This is a genomic window from Micromonospora sp. R311 (assembly GCF_056780015.1).
This window is the reverse complement of record NZ_JBSWCE010000003.1, coordinates 1-16,459: the sequence shown is the minus strand read 5'-3', so window position 1 is coordinate 16,459 and position 16,459 is coordinate 1. Positions and strand designations below refer to the sequence as shown.

General features: G+C 71.8%; 17 protein-coding genes. 11 read left to right on the top strand and 6 right to left on the bottom strand.

All coding sequences use genetic code 11. The features are described from left to right. Positions 1-23: 23 nt before the first annotated feature. From AC1WTP_RS02885 to AC1WTP_RS02875, 3 genes are all read right to left on the bottom strand, one after another. Complete coding sequence (locus AC1WTP_RS02885) at positions 24-548, bottom strand: sigma-70 family RNA polymerase sigma factor (RefSeq protein ID WP_481647682.1); 525 nt, start codon at positions 546-548, stop codon at positions 24-26. Positions 549-661: 113 nt separating this feature from the next. Further along, a complete protein-coding gene (locus AC1WTP_RS02880) occupies positions 662-3,475 on the bottom strand; it encodes an AfsR/SARP family transcriptional regulator (RefSeq protein ID WP_481647681.1) in 2,814 nt (937 codons plus the stop codon). 66 nt (positions 3,476-3,541) lie between these two features. Next, positions 3,542-4,177 (bottom strand): phosphatase PAP2 family protein, encoded by a 636-nt coding sequence (locus AC1WTP_RS02875; RefSeq protein ID WP_481647680.1) that lies wholly within the window; start codon positions 4,175-4,177, stop codon positions 3,542-3,544. A gap of 170 nt (positions 4,178-4,347) precedes the next feature. Between AC1WTP_RS02875 and AC1WTP_RS02870 the strand changes: the two genes are divergently transcribed. Next, positions 4,348-6,753, top strand: coding sequence for a glycoside hydrolase family 65 protein (locus AC1WTP_RS02870; RefSeq protein WP_481647679.1), 2,406 nt, complete (start codon positions 4,348-4,350; stop codon positions 6,751-6,753). Positions 6,754-6,815: 62 nt separating this feature from the next. Beyond that, entirely contained in the window at positions 6,816-7,307 is a 492-nt protein-coding gene (locus AC1WTP_RS02865) for a GNAT family N-acetyltransferase (RefSeq protein ID WP_481647678.1), read from the top strand. Between the two features lie 18 nt (positions 7,308-7,325). Here AC1WTP_RS02865 and AC1WTP_RS02860 read toward each other — a convergent pair whose 3' ends face one another. Then, complete coding sequence (locus AC1WTP_RS02860) at positions 7,326-7,862, bottom strand: hypothetical protein (protein WP_481647677.1); 537 nt, start codon at positions 7,860-7,862, stop codon at positions 7,326-7,328. 118 nt (positions 7,863-7,980) lie between these two features. Here AC1WTP_RS02860 and AC1WTP_RS02855 point away from each other — a divergent pair, with 118 nt between their 5' ends. Both AC1WTP_RS02855 and AC1WTP_RS02850 read left to right on the top strand, forming a co-directional pair. Continuing rightward, on the top strand, positions 7,981-8,157 hold the full coding sequence (locus AC1WTP_RS02855) for a hypothetical protein (RefSeq protein ID WP_481647676.1): 177 nt from the start codon (positions 7,981-7,983) through the stop codon (positions 8,155-8,157). A gap of 71 nt (positions 8,158-8,228) precedes the next feature. After that, positions 8,229-8,993, top strand: coding sequence for a DinB family protein (locus AC1WTP_RS02850; RefSeq protein ID WP_481647675.1), 765 nt, complete (start codon positions 8,229-8,231; stop codon positions 8,991-8,993). A gap of 24 nt (positions 8,994-9,017) precedes the next feature. Here the strand turns inward: AC1WTP_RS02850 and AC1WTP_RS02845 are convergent, their stop codons facing one another. After that, entirely contained in the window at positions 9,018-9,305 is a 288-nt protein-coding gene (locus AC1WTP_RS02845; RefSeq protein ID WP_481647674.1) for a DUF1905 domain-containing protein, read from the bottom strand. A gap of 460 nt (positions 9,306-9,765) precedes the next feature. Between AC1WTP_RS02845 and AC1WTP_RS02840 the strand changes: the two genes are divergently transcribed. The 6 genes from AC1WTP_RS02840 (at position 9,766) to AC1WTP_RS02815 (ending at position 13,310) form a co-directional block, all read left to right on the top strand. Next, positions 9,766-10,044, top strand: a complete 279-nt coding sequence (locus AC1WTP_RS02840) for a type II toxin-antitoxin system Phd/YefM family antitoxin (protein ID WP_218105002.1) — start codon at positions 9,766-9,768, stop codon at positions 10,042-10,044. Next, positions 10,041-10,451, top strand: coding sequence for a type II toxin-antitoxin system VapC family toxin (locus tag AC1WTP_RS02835; RefSeq protein ID WP_091614667.1), 411 nt, complete (start codon positions 10,041-10,043; stop codon positions 10,449-10,451). Before AC1WTP_RS02840 ends, AC1WTP_RS02835 begins: the two co-directional genes overlap by 4 nt. A gap of 579 nt (positions 10,452-11,030) precedes the next feature. Continuing rightward, on the top strand, positions 11,031-11,402 hold the full coding sequence (locus tag AC1WTP_RS02830) for a type II toxin-antitoxin system RelE/ParE family toxin (protein WP_120331796.1): 372 nt from the start codon (positions 11,031-11,033) through the stop codon (positions 11,400-11,402). Between the two features lie 32 nt (positions 11,403-11,434). After that, entirely contained in the window at positions 11,435-11,707 is a 273-nt protein-coding gene (locus AC1WTP_RS02825; RefSeq protein WP_240033225.1) for a helix-turn-helix domain-containing protein, read from the top strand. A gap of 440 nt (positions 11,708-12,147) precedes the next feature. Then, entirely contained in the window at positions 12,148-12,348 is a 201-nt protein-coding gene (locus AC1WTP_RS02820; RefSeq protein WP_147427317.1) for a hypothetical protein, read from the top strand. 422 nt (positions 12,349-12,770) lie between these two features. Continuing rightward, the gene (locus AC1WTP_RS02815) at positions 12,771-13,310 is read left to right on the top strand and encodes a hypothetical protein (protein WP_120331795.1); all 540 of its coding nucleotides are present in this window, start codon (positions 12,771-12,773) and stop codon (positions 13,308-13,310) included. A gap of 125 nt (positions 13,311-13,435) precedes the next feature. On the opposite strand, the gene AC1WTP_RS02810 is transcribed toward AC1WTP_RS02815, so the two are convergent. Next, positions 13,436-14,095 (bottom strand): HAD family hydrolase, encoded by a 660-nt coding sequence (locus AC1WTP_RS02810; protein ID WP_120331818.1) that lies wholly within the window; start codon positions 14,093-14,095, stop codon positions 13,436-13,438. A gap of 599 nt (positions 14,096-14,694) precedes the next feature. Here AC1WTP_RS02810 and AC1WTP_RS02805 point away from each other — a divergent pair. Next, positions 14,695-16,074: a reverse transcriptase family protein gene (locus AC1WTP_RS02805; protein WP_481647673.1), complete on the top strand. Its 1,380-nt coding sequence runs from the start codon at positions 14,695-14,697 to the stop codon at positions 16,072-16,074. The last annotated feature ends 385 nt before the right edge of the window (positions 16,075-16,459 follow it).

Below are 16,459 nucleotides of genomic sequence, written 5' to 3'. Positions count from 1 at the left end.
GCAGCCGGGCGAGTCGTCCCTGCTCAGGCCGCCTTGAGGCCGGTCCGCAGGGCGCGCAGCGCGTAGTGGGTCCGGGACTTCACCGTGCCGATCGGCACTCCCAGCCGGCCAGCGACCTCTTCCGGGGACCGGCCGACCAGATAGACCTCGGAGAGCAGGCTGCGCTGCGCCGGGCTCAGCCGGCCGAGCGCGCGCCGGATGGCGTACGACGCCAGGGCGCTGCCGGTGGTGTCGTCAGCAGCGGGAATCCAGGTCAGGTCGACGAGCTGGACCTCGCTCGGGCGGCCCCGCCGCAGCCGGACGCCGTCGATGACGAGCCGCCGGGCGACGGTGAGGAGCCACCGGCGGGCGGCGTCGGGCTCGGCCGGCACCGCGTCGAGGTGCCGCCAGGCCCGCAGCATCGTCTCCTGGAGCAGATCCTCGGCGGTCTGCCGCTGGCCGTGGGTCAGCAGGAGCAGGAGACGCAGCACGGCACGGGCGTGGTCCGCGTGCAGCGCGGTCATGCGCTCGGCCCGGCCGGCCGGTGATTCGTCGGGTGCCCGGAGCACGGTTTACCCCCACAGGCAGGAGCAACGGTGAGTGCGGCACGAGCCTAGGGACGATCGATGCGAATGGACTGACGCGTCAGTGCGAATCGAGTGCCGTCGCCGACCGCGATCGGTCACCGACCCGACGTGACCGCCGCGAGCAGGCCGGCCAGCCGCCGGCCGGTCCGGGTCTGCGCGTACGGGATCAGGGCCAGCGCCTCCTGCCACGCCCGCACCGCGGCGTCCTGGTCGCCGCCGGCGGCGAGGGCGTCGCCGAGCAGCGCCAGCACCTCCGCGGCGGCCGCCGGTGCCGACGCCTCCTGGTAGGCGACGGCCGCCGCGCGCCAGCAGTCGACCGCCTCCTCGGGTTTCCGGCGGGCGGAATGCACCTGGCCGAGCACCTCCCACGCCTCGGCGACGCCCAGCCTGTACTGCGCTCCGCGCGACAGCGCCATCGCCTGCTCGGCGCAGCGCACGGCCGCTTCCTCCCGGCCCAGTTCGGCGTTGCTCGCGGCCATGATCACCAGGGCGTCCGCGCGCAGCCTGTCGTCTCCGGCCGCCCATGGCCCCAGCGCCCCGGCGAGCGTCCGGACGACCTCCTCGTGTCGCCCCCGGGCGGCCAGGATCATCGCCCGGTTGATTTCGGCCCGGGTCATCTCGCCGTGCAGGCCGAGCCGGGCGAGCAGCTCGAGCGCCCGGTCGAGATGCCCGACCGCGGTCTCGTGCTCGTGCCGGAAGTAGGCCGCCCCGGCCAGGCTGCGGTGCATCCGGGCCTGCCCGACCAGGTCGCCGCCCGCCCGGGCGGCCTCGAGGGCCACCTCGCCGGTCGTCGTCCAGTCGACCCACCGGCCGCTGCGGTCGAAGAAGTGCTGCATGCCCAGGGCAAGCTGCCAGGCGTCGGTGTGCCGGCCCTGCCGGGCGGCCCGGCCGACCAGCGCGATCAGGACCTGCCGCTCGGCGGTGAACCAGCGCATGGCGTCGCCGTGGCCGGCGAAGCGCAGCGGCGTCTCGCCCGGCCCCGGCTCGATCATGGGGTGGTGCTCGGAGGCCAGCAGCCGCCGGTGCGCCTGATAACAGGTGGCCCGGTAGAACCGCAGGCAGCGCAGCTCCGCGGCAGCGCGCTCGGCCGGGCTGTCGTTCTCCTCGCCGAGTTCCGTGGCATAGGCCATCAGCAGGTCGTGGGTGCGGTAGCGACCCGGCAGCTCCTCGCTGATCAGGTGCGCGCGACTCAGCTCGCCGATCAGCGCCCGCGCGGTCCGCAGCGGGACGCCGGCCAGGCCCGCCGCCCCGGCGATCGAGATGTCCGGGCCGGGATGGATCGGCAGCAGCCGGAAGAGCCGGGCGGCCGGGGCGGAGAGCGCCCGGTAGGACCAGGAGAAGCCGGCACGCAGGCCGGTCTGCGGGTCGTCGCCGTCGAAGCCGTCCAGGCTTCCGGGCGCCCGGGCCAGCTCGGCGGCGATCTGCGCCGCTGGCGTCCCGGGCTGGCTGGCCGCGCGGGCGGCCACCACGGCCAGCGCGAGTGGCAGCCGCCCGCAGCTGGCGATGATGGCGTCGACCGCGGCCGGGTCCGCCGCGACCCGGCCGGCGCCGAGCGGCCGCAGGAGCGCCGCGCGGGCCTCGTCGACGCTCGGCAGGCCGACCGGCAACGGATGGGCGCCGGCCGTGGTCAGCAGGGTGCTGAGCCGGCTGCGGCTGGTGACGATCACCAGGCAGCCGGGGCTGCCCGGCAGCAGGTGCCGGATCTGCTCGGCGTCCCGGCAGTTGTCGAGCACGATCAGCAGGCGCCGGCCGGCGAGGCAGCTGCGGTACAGGCCCGCCTGGGCGTGCAGCTCGACGGGTATGCCCTGCTGGGGCACCCCGAGCGAGCCGAGGAAGCCGCGCAGCGCCTCGGCCGGGCACATCGCCGGCTCCCGCCCGTCGTATCCGCGCAGGTCGACATAGAGCTGCCCGTCCGGGTAGCCGGCGGCGAACCGGTGGGCGAGGTGGACGGCGAGGGCGGTCTTGCCGACCCCGGGCATGCCGTCGATCGCGAGCACCGCCGGCCCGCCCGGGCGCGCGACCGCCGCCCGGGCCTCGGCGATGAGGTCGTCCCGGCCGCTGAAGAAGGGCAGGTCCGGCGGCAGCTGCGCGGGCCGGGGGAGGGGCGCCGGCGACTCGACCCGCGCCGGCTGGGTGCGCTGGTGCAGCAGCCGGTCGTACGCCTCCCGCAGCTCCTCGCCCGGGTCGATGCCCAGGTCGTCGGCGAGCCGGCGGCGCACCACCCGGTACATCTGGACGGCTTCCGCCTGGCGACCGTCGGCGGCGAGCGCCAGCAGCAGCCGGCTCTGCAGTGACTCGTCGAGCGGGTGCTGCTCGGCGGCCTGCCGCAACGGCGCCAGCACCGCGCTCAGCCGGCCGCAGCGCTCGGCGGCGTCGGCGGCCTCGCGCACGGCCTGGGCGCGTTCGGCCTCCACGGCGAGGAACGCGGGATGCAGGCGGGAGGCCGGTTCCAGGCCCGCGGCGCACCGGCCGCGCCACAGCCGCAGCCCGTCGAGGGAATGCCGCAGCGCCGACTCCGGGTCGCCGTCCTGCAGGCTCCGGCCCGCCAGCCGGGTCAGCGACCGGAACTTCAGCAGGTCGAGGGAGTCCTCGTCGGCGCGCAGCCGATAGCCCGAGAGTTCCCGGAGGATGTGCCGGCCGGTCGACCGGGTGGGCAGGCCGGGCTCGAGCAGCCGCCGGAGCACCCCGATGTGCCGGTGCACGACGTTCGCGGCGCTGGCCGGGGCCTCCTCGTCCCAGAGCAGGTCGACCAGCTCGGCCAGGGAGACCGGTGAACCGGCCCGGACCAGCAGCAACGCGAGCACCAGGCGCTGCTGTCGGGCGCCCAGACGCAGTTCGGCGCCGGCGCGGACGACCCTGACCGAGCCGAGCACCGAGAAGCCGATCGTCTCGCCCGCCTCCGCCCGCACGCCGGCAACGGTAACCGCCGGTCAGCGGCCCGGAGCTTCCGACCAGGGGCCCAGGGGCGCGGCCGGTCAGCGGCGGGCCGGGCGGCCGAGGGCGTCGGCGACCGGACGCTCGGCGTGCCGGGACCAGCGGCGCAGCAGGTCGCCGCCCGGCCGGGCGAGCACGATCGTGACCACGGTCGCCACCAGCGCGCCGAGCAGTGCGCCGGCGACCACGTCGTGCGGGTAGTGCACGCCGACGAAGGTGCGGGAGAACGCGGCCAGGGCCGCCACCGGCAGCGCGATCAGCCCGAGCCGGCGGGACAGCAGCAGCGTGGCCGCCGCCAGCGCGCCCGCGATGGTGGAGTGGTTGCTGGGGAACGACCAGTCGCCGGTCGGCGGGCAACTGCTCGCCACGATCACCACGTCGGCCACCGCCCGGCAGGGGCGCTCCTGGTCCACCACCGACTTCAGCCCCTCGCTGCACCCGTACGCCAGCACCACCGACAGCGGCGCGAGCAGCGCCACCGCCCGGTCCCGGGGCCCGCCACCGAGCCGGGCGACGGCCGCCGCCAGCAGCAGCGCGCCGAGCAGCAGGATCGCCCCCTCGGTGAAGTGCCCGGCGAACCACTGCACCGGTTGCGGGGTGTCCGCGGCGAAGTCGACGATGTTCTGGTACCAGTCGACGCTGATCTCCGGAACATCCGGCGTGCTGGTCTCAACCATGACTCACCTCACCAACTGTTCATACCGGGTTTACCGTGCAGACAAGGTTGGAACACCTCGACGGTCACCGCAGTGTGCGATGGTCGGGACGTCTCCCTGACCTTCGTCTCAGTGACCTCACAGCCGGGTCTGCTTCGGTGGATGTCGGTACGTCGACCCAGGGAGGCGCTGTGCAGCACACCCCCACCGCCGATCGACCGCCGGCCGGGCCCGTGGCGGGGGACGACGAGAGCTGGCGGGTCCGGCGTACCGAGGCGGACCTGCACCGGCTCGCCGAGACCGAGTCGATCTTCGCGCTGGGCAACGGCTGGGTGGGCTGGCGCGGCAACCTCGACGAGGGCGAGCCGTACGGCATGCCGGGCAGCTACCTCAACGGCTTCTACGAGGAACGCGAAATCAGCTACCCCGAGGACGGGTACGCCTTCCCGCAGCTCAGCGACACGGTGGTCAGCGCGCCCAACGCCGCGCTGATCCGGCTCTGGGTCGGCGACGAACCGCTGGACGTCCGCACCGGCACGCTGCGCAGCCACGAGCGGGTGCTGGACCTGCGGGCCGGGACGGTCGAGCGGCACACCGAGTGGATCTCGCCGGCGGGCCACGGCGTCCGCATCCGCAGCATCCGGCTGGTGTCCCTGCCCCGGCGCCCGGTGGCCGCGGTGCGCTGGGAGGTCGAACCGCTGGACGCCGCGGTCGAGGTGCGGATCGTTTCCGACCTGCTGGCCAACCAACGGGTCCCGGAGCGCTCCGACGACCCCCGGGCCGCGGCGGTCATCACCGACCCGCTGACCGCCGAGTACCGTCGCTGCGCCGGCCACGACGGGGTGCTGGTGCACCGCACCGAACGCAGCGGGCAGCGGGTCGCCGTCGCGGTGGCCCACCAGGTCGACACGCCGGACGGGTTCGGCTCGGGCGTCGACCGCAGCCCGGACCGGCTGCGCCTGACGCTGACCGGCACGCTGCACCCCGGCGAACGGGCCCGGCTGGTCAAGTTCGCCGCGTACGAGTGCGGGCGGGTGACGGCCACCCCGCCGGAGGAACTGGCCGACCTGGTCGTCCGGGAGGCGGACGCGGCCCGCGCGGACGGCTTCGACGCCCTGCTCGCCGGCCAGCGCGCGGCGCTCGACGCCGCGTGGCAGGTCGCCGACGTGCAGCTCGACGGCGACGCCGAGTTGCAGCAGGCGATCCGGTTCGCCGTCTTCCACCTCATCCAGTCCGGCCGCCCGGACGGTGACCGGACCATCCCGGCGAAGGGGCTGACCGGCAACGGCTACGACGGCCACGTGCTCTGGGACACCGAGGGCTACGTGCTGCCGGTGCTGACGTACCTCGCCCCGCAGCTGGCCCGGTCGGCGCTGCGCTGGCGGCACGCCCACCTGGCCGAGGCCCGGGAGCGGGCCGCGGAGCTGCGGCTGACCGGGGCGACCTTCCCGTGGCGCACCATCGGCGGCCGGGAGTGCTCCGGCTACTGGCCCGCCGGGGCCGCCGGGCTGCACGTCAACGCCGACATCGCCGACGCGGTGCTGCGCTACGTCGCGGCCACCGGCGACGAGGAGTTCCTCGCCGGGACCGGGCTGGAACTGCTGGTGGAGACGGCCCGGCTGTGGCACGGCTTCGGTCACTGGTCCGACACCGGCATCTTCCACCTGCACGGCGTGACCGGCCCGGACGAGTACTCCGCCCTGGTCGACGACAACGTCTTCACCAACCTGATGGCCCGGCGCAACCTGCGCGGCGCCGCCGACGCCGTGGAGCGGCACCCCGGGCCGGCCGCCCGGCTCGGCGTCGACCCGGCCGAGGTGGCCGGCTGGCGGGCCGCCGCCGACGCGGTCTTCGTCCCGTACGACCGCAAGCGCGGGGTGCACCAGCAGTCGGCCGGCTTCACCGAACGGCCCGAGTGGGACTTCGCCGGCACCGGCGAGGACGACTATCCGCTGCTGCTGCACTTCCCCTACCTGGAGCTCTACCGCCGGCAGGTGGTCAAGCAGGCCGACCTGGTGCTGGCCATGCAGCGCTGCCCGGGCGACTTCACGGCCGAGGAGAAGGCCCGCAACGTCGCCTACTACGAGGCCCGCACGGTCCGGGACTCGTCGCTGTCCGCCTCCCCGCAGGCGGTGCTCGCCGCCGAGGTCGGGCACCTCGACCTGGCGTACGACCTGTTCGCCGAGTCGGCGTTGCAGGACCTCGCCGACCTGGGCGACAAGACCGGTGACGGGCTGCACCTGGCGTCGCTGGCCGGGGCGTGGCTGGCGCTGGTGCAGGGCTTCGGCGGGCTGCGCGACGACCGTGCCGTGCTCTCCTTCGACCCGCGGCTGCCGGCGGCGATCCACCGGCTGGCGTTCCACCTGCGCTGGCGCGGCCAGCGGCTCCGGGTCACCCTCACCCGGGACGAGGCCCGCTACGAGCTGCCGGACGCCGACCCGCGGACCGCGGTGGAGCTGTGGCACCACGGCGAGCCGCTCCGGGTCACCGGCGGCTCGCCGGTGGTCCGCCCGATGCCGCCGGTTCCCGACGCCGGGCCGGAACCTCTCTCGCCTCCCGGTCGTCGCCCCGCCCGCCGCTCCGCCGGCGAGCGCTGACCCGGGAGGCCGCCCCCCGTGGAGCCGCGTCTGCTCCCGCGGGGTGCCGGTAGGGTGGCGCGGTGGCGGATCTTGAGCGGCTGGGCGAGCGGCACGCCGCGGCGGTGCTGCGGTTCGAGCGGGAGAACCGGGAGTGGTTCGCGCGGTCGGTGCCGGACCGGGGCGACGACTACTTCGCGCAATTCGCGGCCCGGCACGCCGCACTCCTCGCCGAGCAGGCGACCGGCCGGTGCCACTTCCACGTCCTGGTCGACGACGACGGCGAGGTGCTCGGCCGGTTCAACCTGGTCGACGTCGCCGACGGCGAGGCCGAGCTGGGCTACCGGGTGGCCGAGCGGGTCGCCGGGCGGGGCGTGGCGACCGAGGGCGTCCGCCGGGTCTGCGAGCTGGCCCGCGACGAGTACGGCCTGCGCCGGCTGGTCGCCTCGGCCACGCTGGACAACGCCGGCTCGCTCGCGGTGCTCGGGCGCACCGGGTTCACCCCGGCCGGCGAGGTGGTGCTCGGTGGCCGCCCCGGGCTGCGGCACGTCCGCGAGCTGACCGCCGCGGACTGACCGGCGCCGGCCCGGCGGTCAACCGGCGACGCCCCCGCCGGCCATCCGCTGCCGCACCTCCTCCAGCGCCTCGAAGGCGTACGCCCAGTTGTGGCACTTGAAGCTGCGCAGCCCCTCGATCGGGGTGCGGCAGTCCGAGCAGTTCACCGCGGCGATCGCATCCGGGATCCCGGTGTTGACGTACTTGCGGTCGCCGAGGATCACCGTCGCGATCATGATCGGGTCGTGCACCCCGGTGAGCGCCGAGGAGACGATGTCGTACCAGCTGATCCGGCGGCCGCACTTCGGGCAGTCCGGGTGGTCGCCGCTGACCCAGAGTGGCGCGCCGATGCTGCGCGACGGCATGCCGAGCACCTTCTCGATCCGGCGCACGTCCGACTCCGGGGTGGTCCACCGGTGCTCACCGGGCAACGAGGCCGGCGAGTCGTACACGGCGCGGAACAGGTCCGGATCGACCGGCACGGTCTCCCGCTGACTGGTCACGGCGTCCTCCTCGGCGGTCGGTGCCCCCACCGTCGTCCCGGCGATCGACGGGTGCAGCCGGATCAACGACACCGCAGCTCCGCGGGTCGCCACCGGGTGTACGGGGTCCGGTCGGGAAAGGGCTTTCCGCTCCCGGAAACCGGTGCGGATGGTACGAATTGGGCGGGGCGTCCCACCGGGAGGAGCGCCGATGGGTAGCAGGTCGGAGGGGCTGCTCCGCCGGCGCGAGGACCCGGTGAGCGCCACGTTCCTGGAGCTGGAGCTGTCGCTGCTGGTCGTCAGCGCGGCCACCACCTTGGTCCTGTTCCTGGTGGCCGCCCTCGACCGCACCGGCGTCTTCGCGCCAGGCCGACCCGGGGCGGCTTGACCCCCGGCCGCACCGTCGCGGCGGGCGTTTCATCTCTCCTCGATGTCCGACCCTTCGGACACAATCGCGCCATGGCAGCGGAGTTCACCCACACCGACGCGTTCCGGGGGGCGAGGTTCCGGAGCGTGGACCTGGCTGGCGCGACGTTCCGCGACTGCGACCTCACCGGGGTCAGGATCGTCGCCTCGGCGGTCGCCGACCTCCGGGTGTCCCGGCACGCCGGTAGGGGCCGGGTGGTCGTCGACGACGTCGACGTCACCGCGTACGTGGCGGCCGAGTTGGACCGGCAGCACCCGGAGCGGGCGCAACTGCGAGCGGTGCGGACGGCCGACGACCACCGGGCGATGTGGGACACGGTGGAACGCCTCTGGTCCGACACCCTCGCCCGGGCCGAGCGGCTGCCCGAGGCGGCGCGCCACGAGCGGGTCGACGACGAGTGGTCCTTCGCCGAGACGCTGCGCCACCTCGTCTTCGCTGTCGACGTGTGGGTGGGCCGGATGATCCGTGACGAGCCGAAGCCGTACCACCGGCTCGGCCGGCCGCCCACGGACTGCTCGGCGGCCAGTGCCGCGGAGCTGGGGATCGACCTCGACGCCCGCCCGTCCTACGCCGAGGTGGTGGCGCTGTACGCCGACCGCAGGGCGCGGGTGCGCGAGGTCGTCGCGGCGGTCACCGACGCCGAGTTGGCGGAAGTCCGCACCGCCGCGCCGACCCCCGAGTGGGGCGTGGAGTCGCACCCGGTCGGCGAATGCCTCCGGGTGGTGCTGAAGGAACACTGCGAACACCGCCGCTTCGCGGTACGCGACCTCGCGGTGCTCGAGGCGCGCCAGCCGTAGCCCGCTGTCTTCCGCCGGCGCCGGTCACGCGTCGACGGTCAACCGGACCGTCACGGTGTCGCCCACCTCGAGCTCCTCCGCCTTCCGCACCTTCGTCTTCACGGGCACGATGTACCGCCCGTCCTTGGGCCACAGCGCGGTCTGCCACTCGCTCGCCCCGATCCGGGCGGTCACCGGGATCATGCCCCAGCCGTAGCTCACCTGGGTGGCGGTCGCCTCCAGGGCGCCGCACTGCTCGTCGGGCACGGTCACGAAGTGCCACGGCGCCGGCCCGCGCCAGAACCACATCTCCCCGCTGAACTCCAGGTCCATCGCAGCAGGATACGGGCGCCACGGGGCAGGTCGGCGCCATCGCGGTCGCGGGGGCCCGCGGTAACCCGCCACGTCACCGATCTCGGGTCGATCACCTATCGAACGTATGTCGGATAGGGTCGCGTCATGGACGTGCGGCGGCTGGTGGAATCGCAGCTAGTTTCTGCTCTGGCCGTGCCCGATGGCCTCTTCCTGGCGTTCCCGCAGTCCAAAGGCGGTAAATGGTGGGCCGGAGGTACCACCATGCGAACCGCACCGCCACGATCGCCGGCGATCCGCTGACCCTGAATTTGCCCGGCTCACGGACCTCGGGTCGTGCGCGACGATTCCGACGCAACCCGCCGAACCGCCGGCCAGTCGCCATGGCCTGGACCTCGTCGACCTCTCTGGTCGGCGAACAGGCAGCCCGGATGGCGCCAGGAGCTAGAACCGTAGAACATTTAGTTCTACACTCGTGTCCATGGAACGCATCGGTGTCCGGGAGCTGAACCAGAACACGAGCCAGGTCTTGGCTCGGGTGAGTGGCGGCGAGACCGTCGAGATCACCGATCGCGGACACCCGATCGCCCGACTTGTTCCGGTAGGCGACGACAGGTCGGTGTTGGCTAAGTTGGTAGCGGCAGGGCGAGCCGTCGCCCCGACCGGTGGCGGCTCTGTGCCACTTCCACCGAAGCTCGGTGACGAAAATGTGGACGTGGCTGCCTCGCTCGCTGCGATGCGTGACGAGGAGCGCTGGTGATCTATCTTGATTCAGCTGCCGTTGTCAAGCTGGTTCGGCAGGAGATGTGCAGTGCCGACCTTGTCTCCTGGCTCAACAAGCACGACGACGTGCCGCTGGTCTCCTCCGCTCTCGTCGAGGTGGAAGTGCCCAGAGCGCTGCGCCGATCAGCTCCGCAAGCTTTGATCGGAGTGCCGGCTGCCGTTGGACGGCTGTTCCGACTGGAGATCGACAGCACGATCCGTGCGACCGCAGCCGCGTTCGCCGAGCCGACGCTCCGCAGCCTCGACGCCATCCATCTGGCCACCGCCCAAGTGCTGACCAACGAGTCCGGCACGGCACTCACCGCCTTCGTCACCTACGACCGGCGGCTGCTCGAATGCGCCAAGGAAGCAGGACTACCCGTAGCAAGCCCCGGCCAGAACTGACCTACGAATCCACCACCCTGGTGCGGAGTCCGGCCGCCGTACGGCAGTGCGGCCGTAACACCGGCCGCGCGCCTGCGTTTCTGCGACCTTGCGCCCCTCCGTTTGGGTATCCGTCTCGAGTGGGCCGCCAGGGACTCGAACCCTGAACCTATGGATTAAAAGTAGCCAGAAGAGGACAGAGTGCCATCATTTATCCGCCGTCCGGATTCCGGGCGCGTCGTCCGGCCGCGTTGGTGCTGGTCCGCGCGGCGCCTACGTTGGATGGCACGGCGATGAGTGGCCGGTAGGGGCGCGAATCCAGGAGTCGCGCCGTGAGTCCGTCCGGCATCGGAACTTCCGAGCACCCGGGGAGCACCCTGACCGCGGGCGCCGCCCGCTCGTTGGCCACTCCACCGATTGTGAGTCGGCGTTGACGGGGGCGTTGTCGGCCCCGCTTCCTTGGACGCTGACCGATCCACCCACTTGGCGTCTGGTGATCGGCGGGAAGCGGGCGGTTTCGTCCCTGGCATCCGCTTTCGCCCTCCGTCCGAGCTCCACGTCCGTATAACGCTGACATTATTCGTGGGCTATAGTGGGTGTGTGGGCGAGTGGGAGGTCAGCCTTACCGAAGACGTCGAGGACTGGCTGCTTGACCTGGCCAAGTCTGATCCCGACTCCGCTAACCAGGTCGCTGCGGCGATAGATCTGCTCGCCGCTGAGGGCCCGGCGCTCGGTCGACCGTTCGTTGACCGGGTCAAGGGCTCGGACTACAAGAACATGAAGGAGTTGCGGCCAGGCTCGGCAGGGGAAACCGAGATCCGTATCCTGTTCGCCTTCGACCCTCAGCGGGAAGCCATCCTGTTGGTGGCGGGTGACAAGAGCGGCAACTGGAAGGGCTGGTACGAAACCAGCATTCTCGAAGCCGACAGGAAGTTTGCCGACCATCTGCGAGAGCTGAAGGGACAGCACTGATGGCGCGTAGCTGGCGGGATGTCCGCTCCCGCATGAACCTCGACGAGGCCAAGGTTGAGCAGCACAAGGAGCGCATGCGCGGCGAGGTGCGCGCAGCGCGACTGCGTGAGATGCGTGAGAAGCGCGGGCTGACTCAGCAGCAGGTTGCCGACCGCATGAACGTTTCACAGCCGCGTGTCGCCGCCATCGAGAGTGGCGAACTGCCGAAGGCTGAGGTCGGCACGGTTGCCCGGTACATCGCTGCCCTTGGCGGCAAGGCTGAGTTCGTTGCCGAGTTCGACGGCGAACGGGTGACCCTTAGTTGATGCTCGGGGCATGAGGGCGCCGCTGTCGTTGCGCTCATGTTTGTCGTGCACGTCGCGAAGCCTCGGCTGATGCCGGGGCTTCGCCGTTGAACCTGACTGCGGCATCGGTCTCGCCCGCCGCCGGCGAGTCCGCCGTTCACGGCGATGCAGTGCGAGCCCGCGCTGTCGGCCCTGGGTCCGTCGGCATCATGAACGACTTCGCCTTCCTCGCCAACACCTGGCGCAACGCCGCCAAGCCCGAACCTTCTCGATCTCGTCGTGCGGCTGGCCGCGACACCGGGCAACCCGGCTTCTGAAAATGGTTGGCAACCCATGTGGGCTGCGGAGAGAACCTCCTCTGGTGGAGCCTGGTCCAGCGCCCGGCCGCCGCGACGGAGCGTGGGCGCTTCGTTCGGTGTACTGCCCTTCCGCCTGCCGGACGGCCCCGCTACGTTCAAGATATGGATGCTCCCGATGGCAGTGACATCCCGACCACGCTGACCTGCCGCAATCCGGCCTGCGCCGAAACGTTCGACTTTCACGAGGTGGAAACCCGCGCCAGCGCGGACAACACGAAGTGGGAGTGGCGCTGCCCCCGGTGCGGGCGAGCGAACGCAACCCAGGGATTCATCGTGAAGCACGGCGGCGACATCCCTCTGTAGGCGACCGTCTCACCCTGGCGTCCCAAGGTAACCACTCTCGCCCCCGGACTGGTTGGACCTGTCGGCCAGCGCGTGCACGCCGTGCTGCCCGCTGGCCGACTGCTGCATCTGGCTGAGCGTCTGCTCGAGGTTCCGTTGTTCGGCCCCACGCGGACCGGCAGGGCCACGTCACTTGCTCGAGCGGTTTCGCCTGTCGCAGCAGCGCGAGGCGTTCATGCGTCGGAGGGCCACTCGGCTCGGGCAAGGATCACCAACCCCCGTAGTCAGTGTTCGAGGAATCCCTGTTGACGTGTCGGTTCGGTCCGCCACGGAAGCCTCGCAGTCACCAGTTCGGCACTGTGTGAAGTGCTTCGATATTATTGGGGTGCTGGTGCCCAGAGTGTGGAGTGGACTTGTCACGACCGAAGTCGGACCGTGCGACCGTGGTCAGCACGGTCATCGCGCTTCTCGCCCTGGGTTGGGGCATCTACGCCTACTACTTTCCGCCTGCCTCGCCGGTCGCACCGGCGGCTGCCACCGCTCCGACCGCCTCACCGACGGTCACTGCCACGCCGCCGAGCACTGTGTCCGGTACCGAGACTGAAACGGGTAGTTCGGTGGTGCGGGCGTTAAGGGCGCTGCCGGCTGGCTTCGAGCGCTTCTCGCAGCGGGCCGAGCGTGATCGGTACGGACAGTCGTGGTGGGAGCTAGCTCTGGCGTGGCTGCTGCTCATGGGCTTCATGCTCTGGAGATCGTTGGAATACTTTGACCGGGCAATCTGGGTGCCGGTGTGCGGCACGGCTTTTATCGTCTACTTTTGGCCGTCGCTGACCTGGTGGGGCGTCACGGTCAGTACCGTCGGCGGCTTCATCGCCTGGGGGATAGCTGGTCTTGGATCCGCTGGCGCCTTCGCACCCCAGACGCCCGGCGCCGGTAACCGGCAGGCATCAGTCGGTGAGCAGATGGAGCGGCCTGGCCAGTAGGTCGAACGGGAGCCTCGGCAAGTGGGCACGGTTTGAGCACCCTGCCGTCGTTCCACCGGTAGAGCAGTGCCAGACCGTCCGGACGCTTTCGGGTAGGACAATCGCGGTCGCGGCACAAGGGGTCACTACGCTTCGAGGAGCATCTCGACGGCATCGGCAACCGAGTCGACTGCGGCGTCTGGCACTGGCCCGACGAAAGACCACGAGTCGGGTCGGCGTTTCGGCTGCAGCCAGATTGTGCGTAGCCCAGCGGCGTGGCCACCGGCGACATCGAGGACGAGGCTGTCGCCGACCATCCATCCACCGCTGCCGCAGTTGGTGCCGCAGCGATCAGCGGCGAGGCGGAAGATTTCGGGGTCGGGCTTGCGGATGCCGACCTCGTCTGAGATACACCACGCGTCGACGAGCCTGTCCAACCCGGCGTTCCGGATCTTCCCGAGCTGGTTGTCGGTCATTCCGTTGGTGACGATGCCGATCCGCCATCCGGCCCGGCGCAGCCGCCTCAACGCATCCAGATCCTCGGGGCGGCATGACGCCAGCCCAGGCATCCGGCGGCGGTACTGCTCCCACAGTTGCTCCGGCGGCCTGGCCAGGTCGAACGTTTGGCAGACGGTGGTGAAGAAGCTGTCCATTGGCCCGGAGTGGTGCGCGTCGGCCATGAGCAGAAAGGTCAGCGCCGCCTCGCCGAGCCCGTGGGTGACGACGAACTCCTCGGCCCACGCCTGGAACGCCGCGCTGCGATCCACGAGCGTGTCGTCGAGGTCGAACAACGCCAGCGACTGCATGCCCGGCACGATAGCCAACCGGAGGCCGTTGCACGGGCGCAGCCAAGTGCGCCGCCGCGACATCACGGCTCCACCTACGGTGCGCATGGCTGATCCCACGTTCGTGGAACGGGGGCTGCGATCCACGACCCGCTGATCCCGATCGCAGTGACCGGCAGCGCCGGAGAGCCGAGGGCCCCCACGCGGCCCGTCCGTGGCCTATTTTTGCCGGACTGCGCACCGGCGCGTGACGCGCATACAACACGTCGAACGCCCGCCGGTTCCCCTCACCGATGAGGCGCGTCAGCTTCCCATCGCCCACGTCCATTACGCAAGGTTAGGACGCATCACTGTCCGAAACGGTTCTCTTCGACGACGCCAGGCCCAGCGTGGCCACCGATAACCGCTCGGAATCATTAGGCTGCACGAATGGCGGCGTGTCCCGAGCTGGCCAGGCTGCGTCCCCGCGTGGGGCGCGGTCACGGTCTCTCCGGGGTAACCCCGGGGACGTCACACTCACCTCGGCACCACACCACAGGTGCGTCGGCACGCTCCGCGAGCCTGGGCACCCGCACGACCGGGCATCGTCGGGACACGCCGCCACCGCACCCGGCCCGGCCATGACCACCGTCCGCGCCCTGACCACCGCGCTCGCCGACGCGTTCCTCGCCGACGGCGACTGGCACCGCCCCGATCTCGTGAACCGCGGCGGGCTCGTCCTCGGCGTCCGGCGGCGCTGGCTGTGGCCGATCGCCGACGCGGTCCTGGTCGCCTACCCGCACCCACCACGGGACCGGCCCCGCGATCTGGCCGCCTTCCTCGCCACCCTCGAACCGCTTCGCGGCGCGGTCACCGCCGCCCGACAACACGGCCGGCCAATCGTCATCCGCGCCCGCCCCGTCGCGCCGATCCGCACCGTACGCCACCCCTGGCACACCCCAGTCATCGACGACATCGGCGCTCTGGCCGCGATGCTCGACCTGAGCATCGAACACCTCGACTGGTACGCCGACCGGCGCGCCATGAACCGCCGCGCCACCGACCAACGGCTCCACCACTACCGCTACCGATGGACCAACCGAGGCCGGCTCATCGAAGCGCCCAAACCCCGGCTGCGTGCCCTACAGCGGCAACTCTTGGCCGAGGTCCTCGGCCCGATCCCCGTGCATCCCGCCGCGCACGGCTTCGTGCCCGGCCGCAGCGCGCACACGTTCGCCGCCGCCCACGCCGGGCAGCCGGTCGTCGTCCGGATCGACCTGCTCGCCTTCTTCACCCACATCCCCGCCAGCCGCGTGTACGGGCTGCTACGCATTGCCGGCTACCCCGAACCCGTCGCCCACACCCTCACCGGACTGTGCACCACCCGCACCCCGCACACCGTCCTGCGCCAGGCACCCGCCGACCTGCCACACCGGTCGGCGCGACTCGCGGCCCTGCGGGCTGGTCATCTGCCGCAGGGCGCGCCGACCTCACCCGCGCTGGCGAACCTGTGCGCCTACCGCCTCGACCGACGCCTGACCGGCCTCGCCGACGCCTTCGCGCTCACCTACACCCGATACGCCGACGACCTCGCCTTCTCCGGCGACCTCACCAACCAGCGCACCAGCGACCTCACCGCGGCCGTCACCACGATCGCGCGCGACGAGGGCTTCCGAATCCACCCCGACAAGATCCGCGTCCGCGGCCAGGCGGACCAGCAACTCCTCGCCGGACTGGTCGTCAACCACCGGCCCGCCGCACCCCGCGACGAATACGACCGGCTCCGCGCGATCCTCCACAACGCCGCCCGCACCGGCCTCGACGCGCAGAACCACACTGGCCACCCCGCCTTCGCCGAACACCTCACCGGACGCGTCGCCTGGATCGCACACCACCACCCCACGCGCGCCGCCAACCTGGCCAGGCTGCTGGACCAAGCACTCAACCCACCGGACGGCCGATCCACGACAGCGACCCGGCAAGCCCCAGCACAACTCGACGTTGGCGAAGCTGCAACCTAGCCCAGGCCGGATCCGGCCAACCGGCACGAGGCGCGAACCTACTCAGTCAGCGCCTCCCCACCAGCCACGTCCGGCGCCTACCACGGGGTGCCACCCGAGGATGCCGGGCCTCGGCATGTCGCCGCTAAGCATCCTCCTGGAGCTCGCGGATGAGGGCTTGCCGCTCCTGCCTGGTCAAGCGTCGCCGCAGGTCACTGGCGGCCACAGCAACCGGGTCCAACCGGGCGGGAGTCGGCTTCGGCGTGCGGATTGTCCCGCCCCGGGTTTGATGGAGACATCGAAACCTGGGAGGAACACCAGCGATGCCTGCACCGAAGAAGTACAACGATGAGCTGCGTGAGCGTGCGACTCGATTGGCGGTCGAGGCCCGTCGGGATCCGGTGTC